We start from the raw sequence: 24,282 nt of genomic DNA, 5'->3' as shown, positions 1-24,282 counted from the left end.
ATTTAAATTATTCTTTAATGGTAAATTATTAAATTTAACATGTTTTCAATATAAAAACAGCTATTATATGACCTTATGAATCATATTTAAGGTAAATTTAAACTTTTTTATTTTATCAATATGTTAAAATTAATTACCAATTAAAGGAGTGATATTAAAAATATGAAAATTAAATTTATGTTGAAGAGAGCCACAATTTTAACTGTATTAGTTTTTACTCTTAGCGCTTTATCACCTTTGACTAGTTTCGCAGAACCTAATCAAGTTAAAGATCCTGTTTTAGAAGGGGTCTTAGCTTCTGAGACTGTAGAAGGGATAGACACTACTGTAAAATTAGATGATAGCGTTCTATCCAAAAGTTTTGATCTCGAAGAAGAAGTTATGAATCTACCTTCTATAAATGAAATGACAAATAAAGAAAAAAAATTATTTTATCAAATAGTAGACGAACAAACAGAATTATCCGGTGTTGACGAAAAAGAATTATTTAAAGAAGCAATAGTAGATTTCTTTGATGAAAATTCTGAAACATATCAAGATTTGACTGGTGTACAATCTGAATTAGAAAAAGAAATGGAGTCTTTAGATAATAATCAAAATGACTTTAGTGATAATCAATTTGCTACAATAAAAAATACTTTTAGTGATATGATTGGAATTAAAGAGACTCAGGCAGCTTGGAAGATTGGTTTATCTGTAAGGGTAACAGGTGCTATAATAAACACTGCTATTGGAATAGCAGTGGGAGGGGGAGTAGGAGCTATTCAATCATTTATTATCAGTAAAGGAAAGAAAGAAGCTCAGAAAATATTTACCCGAACAGTTACAAGTAAACTAAAAGCATGGGGTGCAAAACACCTAGCAACAGCAGTTGGCGTTTCTGTAGCTTTCGCTTTAAATTATTTAGACATTGGTACTCAAATTGCTAAACAGTTAGATAAACGAGATAAACGGCCTAATAATGGTTGGGTTGATATATATTAAGAGGAGTCTATTATTATATGAAAAATATAGTGAAATACATTGTCTTTGCATGTGTAATTACAATATTTTATTATTTCTATAATATGTATGTACCCAAAAATATTTTTTATTTTCTTGCTTTGCCTATTACCTTTATTATTTATTGGTTTATTTCCAAAATATTTGATAAAAAACAAAGGTCCGATAACTGAGTTTTAAACCATTTTTAGTAGAAAAGATTGTATGATATTTATTTACTTTCAGTTGTTGGTTTACAAATTTAATATCTTTTCTCCATAAACAATTTAATAAACGCCCTCTTCTAAAAGAGGGCGTTTATTTATTTCGCAAGCATCCATTTCTCTTTCATAAACAAACTTCTCACGATGACAAACAAAATCATCACTGTCAGCGCCGAGGAGCCGAGCGTCAGGGCAATCGACGTTGGGTCAACGATGCCAAACATCAATTGCTTGCATAGTGCGTGAATATTAAGGAATGGGATCGCAAAGTAATACGTATCTAGCTGCGTAGCGCCTGCTCTCATGGTGAAAAACATCGGAATTACACCTAGTGTAATGATCATGGACATGTATGATTGTGCTTCTTTCACTGAGCTTGAAACGACACTGAGCAGCAGTTCAATCATTGATACCATGAATGAGAAAATAATTAATGCCGCAAACATAACACCGATGATGCTCCACACTTGATCTCCGAAGTTCAGCGCTTGTTTCAGCTTTTCTGTAAAGAGCAATGTAGAGAGCAGCAGCATGCCAATCGCCACAATGCCACTTAATATACCAAACATAGAAACAGCTAGCCATTTTCCAATTAAAAGCTGAAGTCTGCTGGCCGGTGTCAGGAATAAAGCTTCAATTGATTTTCTATCCTTTTCACCTGCTACGATATCAAGCGCAGCTGGCAAAGCACCTGAGATCACGGACGTCACTAAAATCATTGGAAGGAGAATCGACAGCAGCATGGTGGTCACCCCGTTTTCTCCATCCCCGTCCTCTCCTTCTTGCACATCAACCGATTGCACCTCAAACGGATGAATCACTGACGATTTGATCTGATCCTGTGCCAAACGCTTTTCTACGACTTGGTTTTGATACTGTTCAAGCAATGATTGCAGCATTTGAACCGCAATCACTGAATCATCATCTGTTGGATACCCATGGACTTTAATGGCAAACGATGTGTGATGCTGAAGCATATCGCCTGCATCTTTTGGCATTTCTAGATAAGCATTTGCCTCACCGTCTTTAACGGCTTGCTGCGGGTCATCAAATGTTTCAAGTTTCAGGTTTTTCACTTCTTTGATCATGTCATTCATATCGGACGGAAGCTTTTCATTGATTGCGACTGTATACGTTTTATCGCCTGGATCAGCGATCATGCTTTCGTAGAAAAACACGAGTCCGAGCATCGTCAAAAGAGGGATCAACACTGTTAAGAGTAACGTTTTCCTGTCTCTGAGCGAATCTGTCATTTCTTTTAAAAAGACGGTTTTCCACATTATGCATTCCCCCTTGCGAGCTTCGACATAAAGATGTAATTCAAGTCTTCACTTTGTTCCTGTGCATATAATTCTGAAAGCGTTCCGTTGTACACGAGCTCCCCTTGATGAATCATCATGACACTGTCACAAAGCAGGCTGACTTCTTCCATAATGTGGCTTGAAAAGAGAATCGTTTTATTTTGCTGTTTCAGCTGATGAATAAACTCTCTGAAAATATTACTCGATGTGATATCTAAACCTGTTGTCGGTTCGTCAAACAAAATAATATCAGGGTCATGAATCAATGTTCTGGCAATCGCCACCTTTTGTTTCATCCCTCTTGAAAATCCTTTTACCTTGCGATCCATGTACTGCCTCATCCCGAATCGCTTTGCTAAATCCTCAATTCTTGCTTTGATTTCATGCTGATCTAAGCCATATAATTTCCCAAAGTATTCAAGGTTTTCACGAGCCGTCAAACGGTCATAAAGTCCCGTCTCCCCGCCAAATAAGACCCCTATTCGCTTCTTCACTTCAGTTGCTTCTTTGACTGTATCAAAGCCTGCAACATTGACTGTTCCATGAGTAGGCTCTAATAATGTCGCAACGGCTCGTAATAATGTGGTTTTCCCCGCACCATTTTCTCCTAAGATGCCGACGACTTCTCCTTCCTTCACGGAAAACGTCATATGTTTCATCGCTTTTACAACTTTTTTCTTATCTTTAAACCAGCAACTGCAATCGCTGAGAGTAATCATTTGGTTCGCCCCTTTCGACTATCTATGTCTATGATAGAAAAAATACCGCCTGTCTGACATAAAAATGTCGCGAAACGTCCTTTTTCTGTCTTGAAATGATCCATTTTAAAAAACAAATGGTAAAATAGACAAATAATAAGAAGAGTCATAGGTGATTTTTATGATAAAAGTAGGTCTTGTCGATGATTACCGAGTGGATTTAGAAAAGCTGCATGCCATTGTCGGCAGAATGGATGCCGTTGACATCGTTTTTGTGACGCAGTCAGCGGAGGATGCATATGAGAAGGTCAAACAGGGCGACATTGATCTATTGTTTGCAGACATTGAGATGCCTGGCATGTCAGGCTATGAATTAGCAGATCTTATTCACTCTCATGCACTGAATGTAGATGTTGTATTTGTGACGGGAAACAGTGGGTATGCTGTTCATGCCTTTGATTTGAATGTCCATGATTATATTATGAAGCCCTATCAAGCTGATCGAATTGCCAAATCTTTAGAGCGCTACATGTCCACCAAGCAGGAGAAAAGCATTCACGGACGGCTTCTCATCAAGCAGCAATCAGATATCCATGTACTGCAAAAAAAGGATGTCATCTTTGTTGAACGTACTGGCAGGTCGACGACCATTGTCACAACAACAGGAGATATTCAAACATACCAAACTCTCAACGAGTTAAAAGGTGATTTAGCTGAGAAAGACTTTATCCGCTCCCACCGCTCGTTTATCATCAATATTCATTACATTAAGAACTTTTCGGCGTATGCCAAAAATTCATTTATCGTGTCTTTTGAAGGGACTGATAAAAAAGCCATGATGACGAAGCAGCAATTAGAATACTTTAAGAAATACTACTTTTAAGGAGAACGAACGTGAACGCTTTCTATCTTGGATTTCGCATATATACGCTCATCTGGCTGGGTCTTGCAGTTCAAGCTGCTGCTAACGCTGTTCTGCCTTTGTCATCAAGCATGGTGTGGCTTCTGACCTTTTGCATCATGTGCCTTTACACCTTTTTCATTTACAAAAGGTTTTGGCTAAGTATGAATGGTTACGTGATATTAGGCGCTTTTGTGCTCATCACCTGTTCAGGCATTTCACTTTTTCTCACGCACGGAAATGGACTAAGCCATCTTTTAACTGTCATCATCATTTTGACAGCCGATCTCCTTTCCTTCAAGATGATGCAAACGGAGCAACGATTAAATGGACGGCTTCAAGAGCTGATCCATGCTGAGTCGAGCACCAATGACTTGCTGCTTGAGCTGCGCAGTAAACACCATGAAACAGCTAGACATTTAAATGCCTTTTCCGCGTCGAATGACGAGCATGAGATCAAAGATTTGATTCAGCAATACGTGAAACATTTCCCTTGGATCAAAGGGGAAAATGCTTATTTGGCTTCCACCCTTCATTCCTTTTTCCAGCGGGCTGAAAAGGAGGACATTGCCCTTTCACTAGATCTTCAAGCACCCTTTTCTTCTCTTCCCTTTTCTAAGGCGGATCAGGTGAGTTTTACTGGCAACCTGCTTGATAACGCATTAGATGCCGCCATTGAAGCGAAGCAAGCTGGGAACGAAGGAAGCATCTCGGTCACGACTTCCATACGGAGCGGGCTCTTTTTGATTCATTGTGAAAACAGTACTAAGGGAATGGAAAAACACGTATTAGATCATCTGTTCAAGACGTTTGGTCGCTCGACAAAAGGCGGTGACCATCAAGGTATGGGTACTTATATCATTCATCAGCTTGTTGAAAAGGCAGACGGCACGCTTGATTTTACTTATCGTTCTCCAAACCTGAGGCTCGTGATCAAGATTCCTCTCACAATGGCATAAAAAATAAGGTGCCGCTTGACACCTTATTTCAGCATGTAGACAAACCCTCGCATTCGGTGTCAGTCCTGCGTGCCGGTGCTCACGAATGTCAAATTCGCTCCGCGCCGGTACTCGTCCTTCCTAGAAATTCAAAGGTTTTCTATCACGCTGAAAAGAAGACAAAGGGCTAAAATCAAGTTCATTTTAGCCCTTGTCAACAATCTGAAATAAGGTGCTGCTTGGCACCTTATTTTTTATATTATGAAAAGATCTGATCGATTTCGTTGATTTCTTCTTTTGTTAATTGAACATCGTTTGTTTTCAAGTTTTGTAAGACTTGCTCGGCTCGTTTTGCACCAGGAATAATGGCATCAATGCCTTCCTGCGCCAATAGCCACGCCAGCGCTACATGTGCTGTTTCGGCATGTTTTGATTGCGCAATAGCCTTCAGCTTGTCTACTTTTTCGAGGTTTTGAAGGAAAGCTTCGCCTTGGAAAAGCGGGTCCTTTGCTCGAATATCATCAAACGTCGCATCCTTTGTAAACTTCCCGGTCAACAGGCCTGACGCCAATGGAAAATAAGGGATAAAGGAAATCCCATGCTCCACGCAGTATGGGAGAAGGTCTTGCTCGGCCTGACGTTTCAGCAGAGAATACTCTGATTGAAGCACGTCTAGGTATCCATCTCGATTAAAGGTTTGAAGCTGTTCAAAATCAAGGTTTGATGCCCCAATTGCCCGGATCTTCCCCTCATCCTTCAATTCCTTTAAAGTACCGGCTACTTCATCCAGCGGCGTGCGGCCGTCTGGGAAATGCATATAGTACAAATCAATATAATCGGTTTGCAGTCTCTTTAGGCTGTCTTCGACCTGCTGTCTTAAGAAATCACGGCTATTATCCAGTTCGATTTGTCCGTTTATTTCTTTATGAGCCCCTTTTGTCGCAAGAACCAGTTCTTTTCTGCCGCCTCTTTTGGCAATGATCTCGCCTATCAATTCTTCTGAACGGCCCAGTCCATAAATAAAAGCAGAATCTAAGAAATTAACACCATGATCAAGAGCTGTTTCTACTAGCTCCCGCCCTGCATCTTCACTCAGATTCGGGAATAAATTATGCCCGCCTACTGCATTTGTTCCAAGCCCTATCGGATTCACCTGTAAATCAGTTCGTCCAAGCGTTACTTTTTTCAAAAGCTCATCTCCCTTATCTGCTTAATCATCCTTATTTTCCCATGAATCCTTTTCAACATTCAAGTATTCTGCTCTCTAACAATCATTCTGCAGGTGGACGCTTTGAAAGAAAAAAGTTTTGCGATGTGAATCCTAACACATCTTTTGAAATGAAAACTACCTCCGTTTCAAGATTTTTACACACAAAACATTTAAAACCCATGATAAATAGATAAATTAATTCTTATTAACTAGTATATTCTACTTATTAAATTCCGTTTTTTATAGGTATTTGTGTAAAAATCTATCAAAGATAGGGACTAAAACCTATTCCTCATCACGAATGAAATTCGATAGAATGAATAGTGCAAATCGTCATTAGGAGATTTTCCCCTTTAACACCCGAATATACCATTCTATCTGTTTCTTTTTTCTCAGTCAGATAGCGGGAAGAAAATGACGAAAGAAAAGCAAAGGAGCATCAACTGTGAATCTTAAAAAAATAAGTGCACTCCTCATGATTTCATTCGTGATGATCATCTCTGTAGCCTGCCAGAGTTCAGCAAAATCAACAAAGGCTGACCAAAAATCAACAAAAACAGCAGAGGTAAAAGTGAATAGCTACGAATATACGTTACCAGAAGACTCAACAACTACCTTGCGAGACAATGAATTGGTGTTAAAAGTCAACCTGACGATCACGAACAAAGGTGACAAAGCCCTTTCACTATATAACTCTGATTTCACCCTTTATCAGGACGATGCCAAAGTCTCTGATTTAAAATTCTACGGCAGTAAAGACCGCCTTGATCTTGGTTCATTGAACAAAGGGAAATCACTATCAGGCGCTCTTTATTTCCTAGTAGATAAAGGCAAAAAATATCAGTTCGTGTACCAAGATAGCATCAAGAAAAACAGCGATTCGATCGAAATTGAACTAGATGGCGAAAAGATACTGGATACAGCGAAAAAGCTAGATAACCCAGCAAAAGCGCTATCTGCTTATACAGATCTCATTGTTTTTGACAAAAAGAATGATCAATTCTCAGAATTAACAGGTGACAATCAATCAGATGTCGTTAATAAATATCACGAAATGTTTGTGAAAGACTTCAAGAGAAGTGCAGGCATATACGGAAACGAAGTCAGTGACCGCGATATTTTATCCATGTACAAACGCATGCAACATACAATGAAGGATAAAGCGAAAGTGGAAACAAGTGTGAAAACCCTCTCAGATGACGAAGCGAAGGTTGTCGCTCAAGTAACCGGTATTGATGCTTCTAACTTAAAAGACAAACTAGACAAACAAAGAGATGAGTTTTACAACGGCAAAATCCGTTCGAAAGAAGAATTGTATAAGAAAAGCTTGAATATGTACGCATCTGAGTTTGAAAAGCTTCCTCCAGTCTCAAGCCCTGCTGAGTATGAAGTGAAAATGAAACGTAACGGAGATGGTCAGTGGAAAATTGACCTCAATGATTATAATACAGAGCAATACATGAGTGGTTTTATTAAAACAAGATGATGAAAAAAAGACGCTGGCTCCTTGAAAGGTGCCGCGTCTTTTTTCATGCTATGATACAGTCGTCTCTTGCTCTTCTTTGACCGCTTTTTCAATGTCTTTAAATCGGCTCGATACAGTGGACGCACTAATGCCATACTTTTTAGCAACTTGTGCTTGAGAAAGCGGGGCATCGCTTGCAAGTGAATGAATATAATATTCGATTCCTGCAGCAAATGACGCCGCTTTACGGATCACAGGTGCTTTCTGATCACAGTACGCTTTCCAAACCGTTAAAGCACCATCTGTTAGGCTTTGGTCACCGTGCTCTTTCATCCCGTCTTCAATCAGCTTGGCTGTTTCCAGCTGAACGTCACTAGCCCAGTCCATCCGATCTGCTGATAGTCCTGTACTGCCTTCTGTTTGAGCAGTCTCTTCTGTTTCTTCAACTTCTTGCTTCGCAAACATACACTTCAGCACTTCAGGGAAGGCTTCTCTCATAAATGTGCTACGTGCTCCTCCGTTTGCTTCGTGTGCTTCAACGAGCTGGCGAACCTGAAGAAGAAGCGTATCAGTAAACTCTTTCGCAAACATCGTATACTGAATGAAAAACTCTGCTTTTTCTTCAAACTGAACAGGGAAACCTAGAACAAGGCTACCTTTCTCAGGGAGCACTGTTTGATCCGGCTTCACATCAACTTCAACCTTCTCAGCTGTCACCATATTCTCAAAGTAAAGAGACTCGTCCGTTTTTTCATTTAATAAAAGCAAAGATGGCTCCATGTCTGTCCAAGATTCAACCACTTGTCTTGTTTTAGGACGGGTAATATCTTCTGCTTTTTTTGTCAGGAATTCTTGGAAGATTGTCTCTTCCTTATCTGTTAATGGGCGGAAGAAGATGCCCCATACACTCAAATGAAAGACTGAGATTTGTTGCGTTTCTTTATCCATATCTGCTAGGAAAGAAAACTCATTAATGAATTGATTGATCGCTCTCTGATGCTTAGAGAACGCATAATTCATTAAATCCTTTTGAACTTGTACAGCTTCCTTAAACACAAGCTCAGACGTTTGTTCTCCGCCTGACTTTTGACCACAGCAATGTTTATATTTTTTTCCGCTTCCGCATGGGCAGAGCGCATTTCGTTTAATTTTTCCCAAAATAAAACCTCCGACATTCTAGTCTAACCTCACTATTTTAACAAACGATTGCACAGGAGAGTTTTATTTTCAAGAAAAAAGAAAAATCAGAATGATCAGATAAATAACAAAGACGTCTAAAAGAGCAAGGCGGCTCATAGTCAAAAGCACTCTGTCTCTGTTTATTTTCTCCAATCATTCCAATAGATTTCCCTCAGCTCATCCCTTCGAATAGCTGCTTTGCTTCAAAATAAAAGATTTGCACGAACTTTTTCGTATTGACTCTGCCTGTTGACCCTGCGGATGAAGAAGTCTTCTGCATTTCTTTCATTCTTTGGCTGACATCAGTGAAATCAAAAAACTTCGACGCATAGTGCTCAAATTTAGGGTTTGAAAAATCTGTGAGCCCTAGTGATGCGAAATGATTTAAGGAATGATGTATGGCTCGTCTAATTCGCTGCTCTGCTGCTTTCACTTCCCGCATCACTTCCACATCCGCCGCACCACGACCAAGCTTTCGTTCCGCCGTTTTGATAAATAGCTGCTTTAATGGCGGAAAATTCACCTCATGAGAATTGGCTGTCTGCGTTTCATGTAAGTAGATCAATATCTCTAGTAAATCCTTAGAGCCGCTCTCTCCGACAATTCCTAATTCAGATAGGAGGAATTCTCCTGCCTCTTTCATTGTTCTTCGCTTTGATCCAGTAGCTGTATCATGAGAAATCACTGGGTCTAATGGCAGCACATGTCGAAGAGAAGCTTGAATATCGTAAATTGATTTTTCCAGCTTGATCCGCTCCATGACCTTTCGAATGACACTGACAATTTCAATTCGATTGACGGGTTTATGAATATAATATTCAATTCCAAGTTCATAGGCTTCTGCCATCATCTCTTTTGCTTCTACTTGAGATATCATGATGACCTTTCCTTTGAATTCAGGGTGAATATGACGTATGGTTTGAATGCCGTCTCTAGCTGGCATTAAAAGATCAATCAGAAGGATGTCTACTTTTTTCAGGTTCAATGAATGCGCTTCTAATCCAACGCCGTCATCAGCTTCATCCACGACCTCTCCTAGATCCTCATCCTCAATGATCTGACCTAAAATCGAGCGTATTGCACGATCATCATCTGCAATGAAAAATCGCATACACTCACCCTCTCTGTATTAAATTTTTTATCGGAAGGACAAGCTGAAAAGCTGTTCCTTTCGTTTCTTTTTGCTCAATCTGGATTTGACCATCTAGCTCTTGAACAAGCTCTCTCACATAGGATAAGCCAATCCCAGTTGACGGTGTTCCATGTGCATCAAATTTTGAGGTATATCCAGGATCAAATACAATCTCTCTCAATTTCTCAGGGATACCAGGTCCATCATCCTCGACCCGAATCTCTATTTTATCATGACTCCCTTTTAATACGAGTGAGATGGCTCCATCATCCTTGATTGCTTCAACTGCATTTGCCATTAAATTATTAATCAGCGATAAGAAAATGAAGACATGATACTCATGCAAGTGAATGCCTCTTATATCAGATGTAAAGGAAATGTTCTTCCCAAGAGATAGCGCATATTTCTCTTGAATGCGAATCACGATTTGAACAAGATCCCCTGCCCTCATATAATCTTGCATATTCTCCTTAGAAATCAGCTTTGAAAGCCCAGCGTAAATACGCTGATTGTCCTTTTTGACTTCATGTATTTCCCCTGCAAGCTTCAGCAGCTCCTGACTCACTTTTTTTCCTGCCTTATGTTCATTCAGCAGACGGTAGAGCCGATAGGATTCTTGCGTTATGTGCTCTGTATGATTTAACGTTTTCTTTAAATGAACTGTTTCCTCATATAAATTTGAAATGACCATCATCATATGCTCATTTTGCTTCATGATTTGTTTCTCTCTTGATTGTGCCTCATACAGCCTCATCATATTAAAAAAGCTGATGACCACGAAGCTGTGCGCGAATGCAATAAGGATCATATCACTCAGCTTTGAGAAAGTCATGGTTGTATCAAATACTAGAAATTGTACAAACAGCTCAACAAAATCAGCAAGCAGCTCAATCATCAGTCCGATCAGCCCAATAAAAATGGAACGCTGCTTGAAACGTCCTGTACGGACAACAAAGAAAAGCAAAGCATAAGTAAAGTAAAAAAAGAAGCTCGGAAACTGCTGATAAAATGACAGAGCCAGATCAGCTTTTTGCTGAATAAGATCTAAACCTACCCGAAATAGGACAATGGCTGCACCTGTTAAAAATCCAGGCAGCAGCGGCCTTGACTTTCTTAAGAGTAATAAACAAAAGAAAAACGCAGGTGCCCCAAAACTAATACGAAAGGTTTCATTCACAGGATAAAACTTCAGCTCTCCCGCAAGCGGCACAATGACAATCATAAAAATTAATATAAATGCGTCTTTTTTAACAAGCTGGTTTAAACTCAAATGACTGACATCCCTTCCCCTTTTTGCATAGCCACAGTATACAAGGAGACTCTTTTCTTCACAATGTACAAAAAAATAATTTTCACAGCTCCTTATTTCCCCAAAATCCTTTTTTATGACTATTCACCGAGATGGCATGGTGACCTTTCAGCTATTCAGTATTTTGGTAATTGAATCCATTAATGGGAATTGTTTAGACAATCATCGACAAATCGATTTTTATTTGTAAGTTTTTCTGTAGATTTTCGTCAGATTGTGTAGTTTCCAAGATAAATTGAATAAATAATTTTAGTGAAACTATATGTAAGCGTTTTCTTATTTTTCACTAAAAACCCTTTTTGTTTTCTCGCCGCCAAAGCCTTCATTTGAACATATATTTAGGTGTAAAGGAGTGGTACAAGCAGCGCATGACAAGTTCTTTGAAGATGTGTAACATGTTTTCGTGCCTATTTGATCGCATTTTTTGTCATCCGCCAATTCAATAGGGTACTTTTTGATTTTTGATTGGAGGAATCGTATGAAAACAGCAATTTCTAATAATACACAACACGCATGCCAGTCTTCTGTTGATCAATGGGCAGAAGAAATACGTCCGTATTACAAAAACGGGCAGAACGCTGGCTACATTCCAGCACTCGGAAAAGTAAATTCCTCTCAACTTGGTATCAGCGTGATAGGCCCAGATGGATCATCTGTACGTTATGGTGATTGGGACGTTCCCTTTACCCTGCAAAGTATCTCAAAAGTCATCAGCTTTATAGCTGCCTGTTTAGGAAGAGGCGTTCCGTACGTCTTGGATCGGGTAGATGTAGAGCCCACTGGTGATGCATTTAATTCCATCTACCGCCTTGAGATGCATAAGCCAGGGAAACCCTTTAATCCAATGATTAATGCTGGAGCTATTACCGTATCCTCCATCCTTCCTGGAAAGACTTCTACAGAAAAGCTAGCATATATTTTCGATTTAATCGAAAACTTAATAGGTAAGCGTCCTTCTGTTAATGAAGAGGTTTATCAATCAGAATGGGCAACTGCACACCGCAACCGGGCACTTGCTTATTATTTAAAAGAAACCAATTACTTAGAATCAGATGTCGAGGACACGTTAGAAGTGTATTTAAAGCAATGTTCCATTGAGGTCACGACAGAGGACATCGCCTTGATTGGACTGGTTATATCAAGTGATGGCTACCATCCCTTTAAACAAGTCCAAGTCATCCCAAAAGATATTGCAAGACTAACAAAGGCATTGATGCTGACATGCGGCATGTACAATGCGTCTGGTAATTTTGCTGCTTTCGTAGGCGTTCCAGCCAAAAGTGGTGTGTCTGGAGGAATCATGGCTTGCGTTCCGCCAAGCGCAAGAAGAGAATTCCCATTTCAGACAGGCTGCGGTATCGGCATTTATGGTCCTGCCATTGACGATTGTGGTAATAGTATTACCGGTGTCATGATGCTGAAGAAACTCGCCAAAGAGTGGGATCTCAGTATTTTTTAAAGAAAACAGTGATGAATTCGAAGAGGTGATGTTATGAATGGTTTATTAACAACAACAAATGGTTTTCTATGGTCATATATTATTGTTGCACTATTAATTCTTGTCGGCCTTTATTTTACATTTAGAACTCGTTTCCTTCAGATTCGTATGCTCAAGGAAATGGTCATCGTTCTGAAAGAAGGAACAAATAAACAAAAATCTGGTGTGTCACCTTTCCAAGCGTTCGCTATTAGTATGGCAGCTCGAGTTGGAACCGGAAATATTACCGGTATCGCGATCGCTATTGCCATGGGTGGTCCTGGTGCTATTTTTTGGATGTGGATTCTGGCGATTATTGGTTCCGCCTCTAGTTTTGTTGAAAGTACACTTGCCCAAGTCTATAAAACAAAGGATGGGTCAGGCTTTCGCGGAGGTCCAGCGTACTACATTGAAAAAGGCTTAAAGAAACGCTGGATGGGAATTTTATTTGCCGTATTGATTACTATTTCTTTCGGTATTGTCTTTAATGCTGTACAGTCGAATACCATTACCATTGCTTTTGAAAATTCATTTGGCACAAACCGCTTATTGGTTGGAGTGATAATGGCTGTTGGGTTTAGCTTGATCATTTTCGGCGGTGTCAAAACGATCGCAAAGATGGCAGAATATATTGTTGTCTTCTTAGCTGTTGCATATATTGGGATTGCTCTGTTTGTCATGATCACAAACATTACCGAACTGCCTGGTGTTGTTCATACCATCATCACTCATGCATTTGGTATTGAACAATTTGCAGGAGGTACGATGGGTGCTGTCATCATGGAAGGGATCAAACGGGGTCTCTTTTCAAACGAAGCGGGGATGGGTAGTGCACCGAATGCAGCTGCGGCTGCCGTGACTAGTCACCCTGTAAAACAAGGACTCATTCAAGCATTTGGTGTTTTAACTGATACGCTGATTATTTGTACAAGTACTGCTTTTATTGTACTTTTCTCTAATGCATATAAAACAACCAAATTAACTGGTATCGAACTTACTCAGGCTTCTTTAAGTGAACACATTGGCCCTTGGGCTTCTGGTGTACTTGCAATTATGGTCTTCTTATTTGCGTTTAGTACGTTAATCGGAAATTATTACTATGGTGAAACAAACATTGAGTTCCTGAAATCAAGCAAGGCGTGGCTCATTGGATACCGTATTGCCGTTATTGCAATGGTCTTATTCGGTGCTGTGGCAAGTGTTCCTTTTGTTTGGAACCTCGCCGACTTATTCATGGGTCTCATGGTCATCGTCAACCTCATTGCCATTACTATGCTGTCTAAGGTTGCCTTTGCAGCATTGAAAGATTATACGAGACAGAAAAAAGAAGGAAAAGATCCTGTCTTTTATAAAAATGCTGTTCCAAACAATGAAAGCATTGAATGCTGGGACGACGAACCTGTTTCCTTGAAAAAGAATCAAATCGGGTAAATCAACAAAGCTCTGGTCATCTGATCAGAGCTTTGTTCTTTATGTCAAAAATTCGAGTATGAGCTTATTCACGACATCTGGTTTTTCATGATTGATCCAATGAGTCGCATCATCGACAAAAATCAGCTGTCCATTTGGGCAAATCTTGATCGTTTCTTTTGCGAGCTTTCTGCTTAGAAACTTGTCCTCCATTCCCCAGATCATGCGGACAGGGACGAGAATTCGTTTGGAAATCGGTTTTTCAAAGCCGCCTTTTTTAATACCTCGATACCAATTCAACATGGACGTAATGGCTCCCGGCTGCGTCCATGCCAGCTTATAGCTTGCGACATCTTCCTTTGTGAACAGATGAGGTCTAGAGGACAGTCCAATGGCTTCATCAAGTCTTTGAAAGTGATTTTCTTGAAGGGCTGCCTCTGGTACATTTGGAAGCTGAAAGAACGCGATATAAGAGCTCTTCTTCCACTGCGGCGGATAAAACGGAAGGACCTTCATCATCACACGAGGATGCGGCATGTTGACGATGATTAATTTTTCGACATATTGAGAACGGGTTGAAGCAAGGTGCCAAGCAACAGCTCCGCCCCAATCATGTCCGCCGACAATGGCCTTTTGATTTGGACTCAGCGCCTTAATTAATCCCACGATATCATCTCTTAATTTGTCTAAAACGTATGATTCAACTCGTTCTGGTTTGTCACTCAGATGGTATCCCCTTTGATCAGGAACAACGACACGATACCCCGCCTCAGCTAGGGGGAGGATTTGATTTTTCCAACCATACCAAAACTCAGGAAATCCATGCAGCAGGACCAGCAGTGGGCCATCTTTAGGACCAACCATTGCTGTATGGAGCTTTATACCGTTTGTTTGAATATATTGAAACTCAACTTGATCCATTCCTTTTCCACCCTTTCCCCATGTCTTATCATTCTTCCAACATAGCATATTTTCCATTTTTCAGAAAATAAAAACACTCACAAAAAAACCTTCGCAAGGGTGAAGGCTCTCAGATTATTGACAAAGGGCTAAAATGATTCTTTATTTTAGCCCTTTATCTTCTTTTCAGCGTGATAGAAAACCTTTGCAGCCCTAGGAAGGACGAGTACTGGCGCGGAGCGAATTTGACATTCGTGAGCACCAGCACGCAGGACTGATAAAGAATGCGAGGGTTTGTCTACACACTGAAATCTTCACATTGGTGAAGGCCTTTATTTATTTCATATAATTAAGCACCCATATCAGACCATTTTTCCGATCCTGTACTTGTCCATGAAGTGCGCCAAAGAACGTATCCTGTAATTCCACAAGAATATCTCCGTCGGCTTCAAGCGCCTCGTATACAGCCTTTAACTCTTCCTCATTGTCAAATTGCATGATCAATCTAAGATTCTCCGGTTTTGGTGTGCGGCCAAACGTATCTGAAAAGTGGAGCAGTGATTCTCCAAGATGCAGCTCAGCATGCAATACACGGTCTTGATGTTCATTTAAGATACGAATATCTCCGCCAAAGATTCCTTGATAATATTGAAGAGATTCTTTTACATCTTCTACGACAATATAAGGACTAACGCTGATCATTTCCCTCATCCTCCTCTTGTTCCGTTCCTTATCACTTATATAGCTTATCCCAAATCGTATGAAAAAAGGCACAAATCGTCAACGGATTTGCACCTTTTTCTCAAGCAGATTTCGCTAATTCACTGTGTTTGTTAGAATATGCTGCGTACATGACGACACCGATCATCAGCCAAACCCCGAAGTACAGCCATGTCCGGCCTGGTAAATTGAGCATCAGAAACACACAACAGCCCATTGAGATGATTGGTAAAACCGGTACAAATGGAACCCGGAATCCCCTTTCCAGCTGTTTATGTGTCTTTCTCAAAATGAGTACGGATAGGCTCACCATCGCAAACGTTAATAATGCACCGATATTGGCTAGGTTGGACAGATCCTTCAAATCAATAAACCCTGAAATAACAGCTGTCATTCCGCCAATCACCCATATACTTGCAACAGGTGTATCACTTTTGTTTGTTTTTGAAAACACTTTAGGCAAGAGCCCGTCCCGCCCCATCGCAAAAGCAATTCGAGTTGCCGCATAGTTATTGGCGAAAATCACAGCCATCAATCCAATCACAGCACCGACAGAAATAATACCAGCCACGCTATGTTGATGGACACTTTGTAATACATAAGACATTGCCTCTGTCACATTCAACTTCGTATAGTGCACCATGCCTGTCATGACCAAACAAACGACAATATAAATGATCGTACAAATGAGCAATGAACCAATAATACCAATTGGCAGGTTCCGCTGTGGATTTTTCACCTCTTCTGCAGAAGCCGAAATGGCATCGAATCCTAAAAAGGCAAAAAACACAGCAGCGGCTCCAGCAATAATCCCTTCCGTACCAAACGGCATGAACGGCTGCCAATTGGCTGGCTCTACATAAAAACCACCTACTACAATGAAAAGAACAATAATGCCAAGTTTCACAAACACCATGATATTATTGAATTTTTTACTTTCTTTCGTTCCTCTAGATAGGATCCACGCAATGAGTAAAGCAATGATAATTGCTGGCAAATTCATATATCCGCCTTGTTCTGGACCAGCTAAAAATTGATGTGGAATTGAGATTCCAAACCCCTCCAGCAGGCTGTTAAAATAACTCGACCAGCCACTCGCTACAGCTGAAGTAGTCAGCATATAAACAGATAATAACGTCCATCCCATGAGATGACCTACGAGCTCACCCATTGTGGTATATGAATAAATGTACGCACTGCCGAACACAGGCAGCGCGGAAGCCATTTCTGCATAACAAAGTGCTGCTAAACTGCACACAATCGCTGCGATCGCAAAGGAGAAAATAACAGCCGGTCCTGCATCCTTAGCTGCTGTAATTCCGGTTAACACCATGACCCCCGTCCCAATCACAGCCCCTATGCCAAGGAGCGTGAGATCGAGCCCGCCTAGTGTTTTCTTTACCTTTTGCTGTCTGCTCTGTTCTAACAAATCGTGAATGTGTTTCTTACGAAGTATATGTCGCAAACCCTTTCCCTCCAAAACGTTAGAAAAACAAAAAATCATTCAAATTTCATTATAGCAGAATAGGTCCTACGCATTCACAACCAATTCACGTAAATCTTTCTTCATGATTTTACCAAGTTTGTTTTTTGGCAGACCCTGCGTGAAATGAATGGAGGGCACTTTGTAATCTGCTAAACGTTCCTTGCAGTAGTTCAATACATCTTCTTCGCAGAAATCGACAGATTCGTCTTTCACGATATATGCACTCGGTACTTCACCATATAAGTCATCTGGTACCCCAATGACAGCAGATTCAATCACACCTCGAATTTGATCAATGACCTCTTCCACTTGGTCAGGATAAATATTATCCCCACCGTATAGAATCACATCTTTGTATCTCCCTGTGATGTAAAGAAAACCGTCTTCATCCAGATAGCCTGCATCCCCCATATGGAACCAGCCATCTTTGAGCACTTTCTCTGTCGCTTCAGGTTGATGATAGTAGCCTAAGAAATAAAATGGGCTTCTCATGACGACCTCGCCAATTTCTCCAGCTGGCAGCGCCTCCTCTGTCTCAGGATGCACGATTTTGACTTCTACATCCGGATCCACTTTACCAGCAGAGCCCATCTTATCCTCGCCCATCGCTGGATGCCACGCACTCACAACCCATGCTTCTGTACTTCCATAGCCATGCATCATCTGAATGCCTACTTCTTTGTAATCTTTAATTAGGCGTACCGGTACCTTCGTACCACCAGAAATCGCAATTTCAAAAGATGAGAGATCGTACGAACCGCGCTTCATTTCTTCTAGCATGTACGTGTAAGCGGATGGGAAAGCCATCATAAACGTAATTCTTTCTTTCTCAATCGTTTCTAAAATGCGTTTCGGTGTTGCATCATGTAAGAAGACTAACGTATACCCTTCAATTGCAGCTGCAATCAGGTGATTAATTGAACTCATATGATACAGCGGATGACTTGCCAAGTACCGTTTTCCTTTCAGATCAAATCCTCGATTCCCACGTCTTGTTAAAAATTGATAGATTCGTCCATGTCCGACCATACAGCCTTTTGGATTGCCTGTTGTACCTGAAGTGAATAAAATCATGGCCAGATCTTCTTCTGATACCTGTTCAGCAAGATCACTTCCATCATTAGACGCCAATATGTCTTCAAACAGCTGTGTTGTTTTCGCATTGACACCAGATTCCACCATGAGACAATCTTCTAAAGACACATTCACTGCCGCAATGATGTCACGGAATTCACGGTCAAAAAATAAAGCCTTTGGCTCTGCTTTTTTCAAGATACCTTCTAGCTCAAAAGAGGTAAGCTGCCAGCTAAGCGGTACTCCGACTGCACCTGCTTTAATGGCTGCCAGCATAATCGTAGAAAAGTGATGATGGTTTTGACAAATAAAGCACACCCGGTCACCTTTTCGAATTCCTTTACGATGTAAGTAATGCGCCAGCTGATCAATGCGTTTTGCATATTCTTCAAATGTATAAGACACACCTCCGCCAGTTACCGCTTCAATTTGTGAAGAGCGTTCCATTCTGTCGTTTAGTAATGCCTGTAAAGTATTCAATATCTTCATCTCCAAACGTTTGATGTCCAATAGCCAATTTCCAGAGAATTGGATTGGTAGATTTTATCTCATTCACATTCTAAAATAAAAAAAGGTGAAAGTAAAATCATTTCATTTTGGAATTGTTACTTTTATTAATTGATAATATAGGTAATTTTATAGCCGTCTTCCATTTTGGTTTAAATGATGATGCTTATTATGATAAGATAGACCTAGTAATTGATCGGAAAATGCGAATGCAATAGGAAAAGAGGTATGGAGAATGCAACATTTCGAGCTAGAGGCAAGTTTGTTAGACCATGCACTGACAAAGTATTTAAAGGCGACGAAACGAATAGATGAAGAGAATATCCCGAAAAACGTCACGAATGTAAAAGGGTTTATTTTACGCATCATCTACCGCCATCAATCATGTACTGTGAAAAATATTCTGCAGGAAGTTTCATTATCTCCCTCCGCAACAACAACCGCTCTCAATCACTTAGAAGATGAAGGGCTGATTATCCGCTCTAGAAATAACAATGACCGCCGTACGGTATGGATTACACTCTCTGAATCAGGTGAACAAATCGCCAGACAAATGATCGACAATCGTCAGCTGCTTGTCAATCAACTGTTCAATCACCTATCAGAAGAAGATAAAAAAACATTTTTTGAATTAATCGAAAAAATGATGGACGAGTACACATTAAAGGCTTAGGAAATATCCTAAGCCTTCTTTTTATGGCTTTAAGATGACTTTTATACAATCATCTTGTTTTTCATTGAATATGTGATACGCATGAGCCGCGTCATCTAGCGGCAATTGATGTGTGATGATCGCTCTAGGATCAATTTCCCCGGTTGTCACTTTTTGATAAAGCTTTGACATGTACCCTCTCGCTGGCGCCTGTCCCATTTTCAGCGTGACGTTTCTTGCGAAAAAAGCACCCAATGGGAACATATTGTAAAGACCTCCATACACACCCGTCAGCTGAACAGTCCCGCATTTCCTCACGGCTTTTGTGGCAATTTGAATGGGCCCTATCGTTCCGCCTTGCAGCTTGAGCTTCTGTTCAATCTTTTCAAGCGGTGACTTTTTCCCATCCATCCCCACACAATCAATGACAACATCCGCCCCGCCTTTTGTGAGCTCTTTTAGGGTTTCTCCCATGTCAGGGTCTTCTGTAAAATCAAATACTTCTACGCCGCTCATTCGTTTTGCATGGTGAAGGCGATAGTCTATGTAATCAACAGCAATGACCCGCTCTGCACCCTTTTGCCAAGCAAATTGCTGTGCCATTAACCCAACAGGTCCACACCCTAGCACAATGACCGTATCACCCTTTTTTACACCTGCGTGTTCTACACTCCAATAAGCAGTTGGCAGAACATCTGATAAAAACAGCAATTGTTCATCCTCTAACTCACAATCATCCGGCACCTTAAATGGTGTATAGTTTCCAAAGGGCACACGTAAATATTCAGCCTGTCCTCCGGGGTAATTCCCATATTTCTCACTGTATCCAAAAAGTCCGCCTGAATCATAATGGGGGTTTGAGTGATCGCATTGACTTTCTAAATGGTGATGGCAATACTGACATTGACCACACGCCACGGTAAATGGAATGACGACACGATCTCCCTTTTTAACCGCAGTGACATCCGGACCAATTTCCTCTACCACCCCCATCGGCTCATGCCCAATCACATAGCCGATAGGAAGCGGGAAATTCCCTTGATATAAATGTAAATCTGACCCACAAATAGCTGTAGATGTAATCCGAACGATGACATCTTCACGATCTTGTATAGATGGTGCAGCTACTTCCTTCACCGCAATGCGGCTTTTCCCTTGATAGGTGACAGCTCTCATCTGCATTTCCTCCTTTAGCTAAGGTCATCATGTCTATAGCTTCACCTTGAATGGATGGTTCATACATATGAATAGGGATGCTGTTCCATAAGGGAAATAAAATAACCCGCCGATTGATTCGACAGGCTGTTTATTCCAATATGTGTAACGCGTTACACAGCTATTTATCTTCGACAAACACCAAATCATACTGAGCGGAGGTCTCCCCACCCTCCATCATGTTCCCTTCCTGTATAAAATAAGGGCACATACCTGGACTTTGTGCTTCTTCAAATTGTTCAAACACTTGCTCAATATAGCCAGGCAGCTGCAAAACCAAAAATTTATTTGAATGAGACACTAATTCATACGAGTGAACGGTATTCGGAGGAATATAGGCAAAATCCCCCGGCATCAAGCAAATATTTTCTCCGTTTAACTGAAGATTCATTCTGCCTTCAACACAATAAAGTGCTTCTGTATGCACTTCATGATAATGCGGACGAAAGCCTTTTCCCTTTGTCCCTTCAATCACAAAATAACTGAATCCGTCTCCTGTTGTTTCCGTTGTCGCAATCAGTTCATGAAGCTGACCTTCGACCATGTATTGCTTTCCTTCACCAGCCTCCAGCACATATGGCTGCACTGCGCACGGGAGCTGACTATGAAACAAAACAGCTGGCTTGGTTGTATTGGATAGCTCTCTAATGCCGTGCATCAGCATGAGATCGCTTTCTTTTTCAGCCTGATGAAAGCTGTCTGCATCAAATGGGTGATCAGTCATCGACCATTCATTCTGCAACAGCCTCTTTCCGATTTGCTGATAGACACCTGTCATTTGCCCGCCAAGTGTATAAGAAATAAACCGTGTTTTATGACTATGCATTCTATAGCCATGAATGGTTTTGGGCGGAACATGAATATAATCGCAGGCCGTCACCATATACTTTTTACCGTCCAGTATCACTTCCAGCTTCCCTTCCAGCACAAAGATGGTTTCAAATAGCGTCGCATGACAATGCAACGGAAAGTAAGCACCTTTCCCTCCTGTGATTAAGACAAGCTCAAACAGTTGATTTGTTTGATTTGCTTCTGCCAGCACATGTACAAGCTGATTCTCCAGACCATACAGCTCCCCAGAACCGGACACGGTGTAAAAAGAGGTACCTTCGGATTGCTTGATCGATTGTGGTTGCTCCGACATCCCATCACTCCTCATGACTAATTGACTATCTTTATTATATAGACCAATTGATATAATAGATAGGCAATATGCGAGAGATTTTACTCTTCTCGCATAAATAAGTGTCTAAGGTAACATTTTACGTGCTCTAAAGGAGTCGTTTGCTTTAATGCAGTGGTCATCGATAATCCGCCAATGACCATTGAATGAAGGAGAGATGCCCGCTCATCCGCTTTTTCTTCATCATACCCGCTGTTCATCAGCTTTTCTTTGACAAGCTCTTGCCAGCGGATCATTTCTTGTTGGCATGCAGCATGAAGTTTTGTATGTTCAGGTTTTGATTCAGCCGCCAGTAAGACAATCGGTATCCCTCTTTCACTTTCTTGTTCCATAAACCCCCGAATCATATTTGTCATAAAATGATCGACGGCGGCATATGGGTCATCAGAATAGGCAAAGCTTGCTTCAATTTGATCGATGACCTCTTGACTAATATATTCAACGGCTGCTATGGCTAGCTCTTCTTTTCCATTTGGAAAGTAATAATAAAGAGATCCTTTCGGCGTGCCGCTCTCTCTAATGATTTGATTCAACCCTGTCGCATGATACCCCTGTTTACGTAAAAGAAGTGCGGCCGTTTGAATGATTTTGTCCTTCGTACTCACGTGTGACACTCCTTTCCTCCATAGACCAACGTCGATGCCATTGTATTATTGATTCAGTAATGGATGCGTTCCTTTCCATAATGAGGATGATTCTATTTCTGACGCCAGTCTGAGCAGCCAGTCCTCTTTTCCTTTCGGTGCTGTCACCTGTACGCCTAAAGGCATGCCTGCTTCTGTGAGATGAACTGGCACACTCATAGAGGGCTGGCCGGTTAGGTTAGCCAGCTGTGTAAATGGTGTGTAGGTCAAACTCTTGAGGAACATTTCATAAATTAGATCCTGCTGTGCTTGCATTGAAAGGGATGACACACGTAACAATGCAGACATTTCTTGATCGTTATGCATCAGCTCGCCAACCTTTGGAGCCGAATAGGCAGTAGCTGGGGTCACATATAGATCGTAGGTTTGATGAAATGCGGCCATTTTTGCAGCGGCCATATCCCATGCATCAAGACTTTCTGTATAAGCAGCTGCCGTCACGTTTTTTCCTGCTTCCGCCAGTACCCATGCCACAATATCTGTCTCCTCCGGCTTCACCGGACGCCCGAATGAACGAGCCAGAGAGGTAAATAAGGCAGACATTTCACCGCTATTCATGACGTAATATTGCTGCATCAGATGGACACCATCAATGTCCGGCTTCGCTTCCTCTATTTGATGCCCTTGTTCACTCAGCCATTTCACAGTGTTCAAGACTGCCTGCTTTGCTTCCTCACTCACCTTCGTGCCTACTGGAGAGTCTACACTGTAAGCAATTCGCATCGAAGAGGTTCGTTTCACCAAATCCTCCTGATAGCTGCCGTCATATAATGGCGTTTGGAACGCAGCCTCTGGCTGAATGACTTGAAGCAAATCAAGCAGGGCTGCACTGTCTCGAACTGTTTTTGTGAGCGTAAAGTCAATGGAAGCTCCTTGCCACTGCCTTCCTGCACCCGGGCCTACCGGTGTTCTCCCCCTTGTTGGCTTGAGTCCAAATAAACCAGTAAAGGATGCCGGAATCCGAATAGACCCTCCGCCATCACTCGCTCCACCCGCTGGTACGATGCCGCTTGCCACAGCTGCTGCCGTCCCGCCGCTTGAACCGCCCGGAGAATAGTCAGCATTCCAAGGGTTTCTCGTCGGACCATATAAAGAGGGTTCTGTCACATTTCTCAATCCGAATTCAGGTGTGTTCGTATGACCGATCATGAGGAGCCCAGCCTGCTTCAATCGACGGACAAAGTGGGAATCTGTTTGCGCCTTTACATCCTTTAACAGCAAAGCACCCGCCGTCAAAGGTTCATGCTCCAGCCCCTGCGATATATTTTTCAACACAAACGGAACACCAGCAAACGGCTGATCCGCATCCAGTGACTTCATGTCTTTGAACACTTGATCTCGTCTAGTATGAATCACCGCATTTAGTACTGGATTCACTTCTTCCAATCTAGTAAATGCAGCTTGTACAAGCTCTTCGGGCGTGACCTGCTTTTTCTGCACAAGTGACGCCAGTCCCGTCGCATCATACGTCATATACTCTTTTACATTCATCGGCATGTCCTTCTTTCTCATATTATGATCTCTCTATTGTCTACTAGAATTCTATGAAATTCAATTTCGGGATACGTGTGAAAAAAACTTTCTTTCTAGACTATGATTCTTCTAACCATCTATCTTATTTCTCCGATATAATAAAGAAAAAAAGACGGAGGTCACCTCATATGCAAGGAGCCATT

Annotated in this window: 21 protein-coding genes; 7 read left to right on the top strand and 14 right to left on the bottom strand. The window is 41.2% G+C overall.

The genetic code is table 11. The annotated features are described in order from the left end of the window. The first annotated feature begins 162 nt into the window (after window positions 1-162). A complete protein-coding gene (locus tag NST57_RS01645) occupies window positions 163-984 on the top strand; it encodes a hypothetical protein (protein WP_142153809.1) in 822 nt (273 codons plus the stop codon). Between the two features lie 319 nt (window positions 985-1,303). Here the strand turns inward: NST57_RS01645 and NST57_RS01640 are convergent, their stop codons facing one another. Next, window positions 1,304-2,485, bottom strand: coding sequence for an ABC transporter permease (locus tag NST57_RS01640; RefSeq protein WP_142153807.1), 1,182 nt, complete (start codon window positions 2,483-2,485; stop codon window positions 1,304-1,306). Then, on the bottom strand, window positions 2,485-3,225 hold the full coding sequence (locus NST57_RS01635; protein WP_142153805.1) for an ATP-binding cassette domain-containing protein: 741 nt from the start codon (window positions 3,223-3,225) through the stop codon (window positions 2,485-2,487). The genes NST57_RS01640 and NST57_RS01635 overlap by 1 nt, the downstream gene beginning before the upstream one ends. Before the next feature lie 160 nt (window positions 3,226-3,385). Between NST57_RS01635 and NST57_RS01630 the strand changes: the two genes are divergently transcribed. Together NST57_RS01630 and NST57_RS01625 are read left to right on the top strand one after the other, a co-directional pair. Further along, window positions 3,386-4,087 carry a LytR/AlgR family response regulator transcription factor gene (locus tag NST57_RS01630; protein ID WP_007498366.1) on the top strand — a complete coding sequence of 234 codons (702 nt, stop codon included), beginning with the start codon at window positions 3,386-3,388 and terminating at the stop codon, window positions 4,085-4,087. Window positions 4,088-4,098: 11 nt separating this feature from the next. Further along, the gene (locus NST57_RS01625) at window positions 4,099-5,064 is read left to right on the top strand and encodes an ATP-binding protein (RefSeq protein WP_142153803.1); all 966 of its coding nucleotides are present in this window, start codon (window positions 4,099-4,101) and stop codon (window positions 5,062-5,064) included. 238 nt (window positions 5,065-5,302) lie between these two features. On the opposite strand, the gene NST57_RS01620 is transcribed toward NST57_RS01625, so the two are convergent. Then, window positions 5,303-6,232 carry an aldo/keto reductase gene (locus tag NST57_RS01620; protein ID WP_142153801.1) on the bottom strand — a complete coding sequence of 310 codons (930 nt, stop codon included), beginning with the start codon at window positions 6,230-6,232 and terminating at the stop codon, window positions 5,303-5,305. 466 nt (window positions 6,233-6,698) lie between these two features. Here NST57_RS01620 and NST57_RS01615 point away from each other — a divergent pair, with 466 nt between their 5' ends. Continuing rightward, window positions 6,699-7,739, top strand: a complete 1,041-nt coding sequence (locus NST57_RS01615; RefSeq protein WP_341297897.1) for a DUF4352 domain-containing protein — start codon at window positions 6,699-6,701, stop codon at window positions 7,737-7,739. A 48-nt stretch (window positions 7,740-7,787) separates the two neighbouring features. Here NST57_RS01615 and NST57_RS01610 read toward each other — a convergent pair whose 3' ends face one another. The 3 genes from NST57_RS01610 to NST57_RS01600 all read right to left on the bottom strand — a co-directional run bounded on the left by NST57_RS01610 (window position 7,788) and on the right by NST57_RS01600 (window position 11,299). Beyond that, window positions 7,788-8,876: an SEC-C metal-binding domain-containing protein gene (locus NST57_RS01610; RefSeq protein ID WP_341297896.1), complete on the bottom strand. Its 1,089-nt coding sequence runs from the start codon at window positions 8,874-8,876 to the stop codon at window positions 7,788-7,790. Between the two features lie 193 nt (window positions 8,877-9,069). Beyond that, entirely contained in the window at window positions 9,070-10,008 is a 939-nt protein-coding gene (locus tag NST57_RS01605; protein ID WP_341297895.1) for a response regulator, read from the bottom strand. A 4-nt stretch (window positions 10,009-10,012) separates the two neighbouring features. Beyond that, window positions 10,013-11,299: an ATP-binding protein gene (locus tag NST57_RS01600; RefSeq protein WP_341297894.1), complete on the bottom strand. Its 1,287-nt coding sequence runs from the start codon at window positions 11,297-11,299 to the stop codon at window positions 10,013-10,015. A 517-nt stretch (window positions 11,300-11,816) separates the two neighbouring features. Here NST57_RS01600 and NST57_RS01595 point away from each other — a divergent pair. Beyond that, complete coding sequence (locus NST57_RS01595) at window positions 11,817-12,797, top strand: glutaminase (RefSeq protein WP_047945838.1); 981 nt, start codon at window positions 11,817-11,819, stop codon at window positions 12,795-12,797. 33 nt (window positions 12,798-12,830) lie between these two features. After that, a complete protein-coding gene (locus NST57_RS01590) occupies window positions 12,831-14,246 on the top strand; it encodes an amino acid carrier protein (protein ID WP_142153791.1) in 1,416 nt (471 codons plus the stop codon). Window positions 14,247-14,285: 39 nt separating this feature from the next. On the opposite strand, the gene NST57_RS01585 is transcribed toward NST57_RS01590, so the two are convergent. From NST57_RS01585 to NST57_RS01570, 4 genes are all read right to left on the bottom strand, one after another. Beyond that, window positions 14,286-15,146 (bottom strand): alpha/beta fold hydrolase, encoded by an 861-nt coding sequence (locus NST57_RS01585; RefSeq protein ID WP_341297893.1) that lies wholly within the window; start codon window positions 15,144-15,146, stop codon window positions 14,286-14,288. Window positions 15,147-15,461: 315 nt separating this feature from the next. Further along, a complete protein-coding gene (locus NST57_RS01580) occupies window positions 15,462-15,827 on the bottom strand; it encodes a VOC family protein (protein WP_142153787.1) in 366 nt (121 codons plus the stop codon). 100 nt (window positions 15,828-15,927) lie between these two features. Beyond that, window positions 15,928-17,310, bottom strand: a complete 1,383-nt coding sequence (locus tag NST57_RS01575; protein ID WP_341297892.1) for an amino acid permease — start codon at window positions 17,308-17,310, stop codon at window positions 15,928-15,930. 66 nt (window positions 17,311-17,376) lie between these two features. After that, window positions 17,377-18,885 (bottom strand): class I adenylate-forming enzyme family protein, encoded by a 1,509-nt coding sequence (locus tag NST57_RS01570; RefSeq protein ID WP_341297891.1) that lies wholly within the window; start codon window positions 18,883-18,885, stop codon window positions 17,377-17,379. A 262-nt stretch (window positions 18,886-19,147) separates the two neighbouring features. Between NST57_RS01570 and NST57_RS01565 the strand changes: the two genes are divergently transcribed. After that, the gene (locus NST57_RS01565) at window positions 19,148-19,585 is read left to right on the top strand and encodes a MarR family winged helix-turn-helix transcriptional regulator (protein ID WP_024719020.1); all 438 of its coding nucleotides are present in this window, start codon (window positions 19,148-19,150) and stop codon (window positions 19,583-19,585) included. Between the two features lie 21 nt (window positions 19,586-19,606). Here the strand turns inward: NST57_RS01565 and NST57_RS01560 are convergent, their stop codons facing one another. From NST57_RS01560 to NST57_RS01545, 4 genes are all read right to left on the bottom strand, one after another. After that, window positions 19,607-20,740, bottom strand: coding sequence for a zinc-dependent alcohol dehydrogenase (locus NST57_RS01560; RefSeq protein WP_341297890.1), 1,134 nt, complete (start codon window positions 20,738-20,740; stop codon window positions 19,607-19,609). 160 nt (window positions 20,741-20,900) lie between these two features. Further along, a complete protein-coding gene (locus tag NST57_RS01555; protein ID WP_341297889.1) occupies window positions 20,901-21,923 on the bottom strand; it encodes a quercetin 2,3-dioxygenase in 1,023 nt (340 codons plus the stop codon). Between the two features lie 80 nt (window positions 21,924-22,003). Beyond that, window positions 22,004-22,567, bottom strand: a complete 564-nt coding sequence (locus NST57_RS01550; protein ID WP_142153780.1) for an LmrA/YxaF family transcription factor — start codon at window positions 22,565-22,567, stop codon at window positions 22,004-22,006. A gap of 45 nt (window positions 22,568-22,612) precedes the next feature. Beyond that, the gene (locus NST57_RS01545) at window positions 22,613-24,097 is read right to left on the bottom strand and encodes an amidase (protein WP_341297888.1); all 1,485 of its coding nucleotides are present in this window, start codon (window positions 24,095-24,097) and stop codon (window positions 22,613-22,615) included. Window positions 24,098-24,282 lie beyond the last annotated feature (185 nt).

Source organism: Bacillus sp. FSL M8-0077 (assembly GCF_038050255.1).
In the GTDB taxonomy this organism is placed as follows: domain Bacteria; phylum Bacillota; class Bacilli; order Bacillales; family Bacillaceae; genus Bacillus; species Bacillus altitudinis.
The sequence above is the reverse complement of the archived record's forward strand: the minus strand, read 5'-3'. Positions and strand labels throughout refer to the sequence as shown.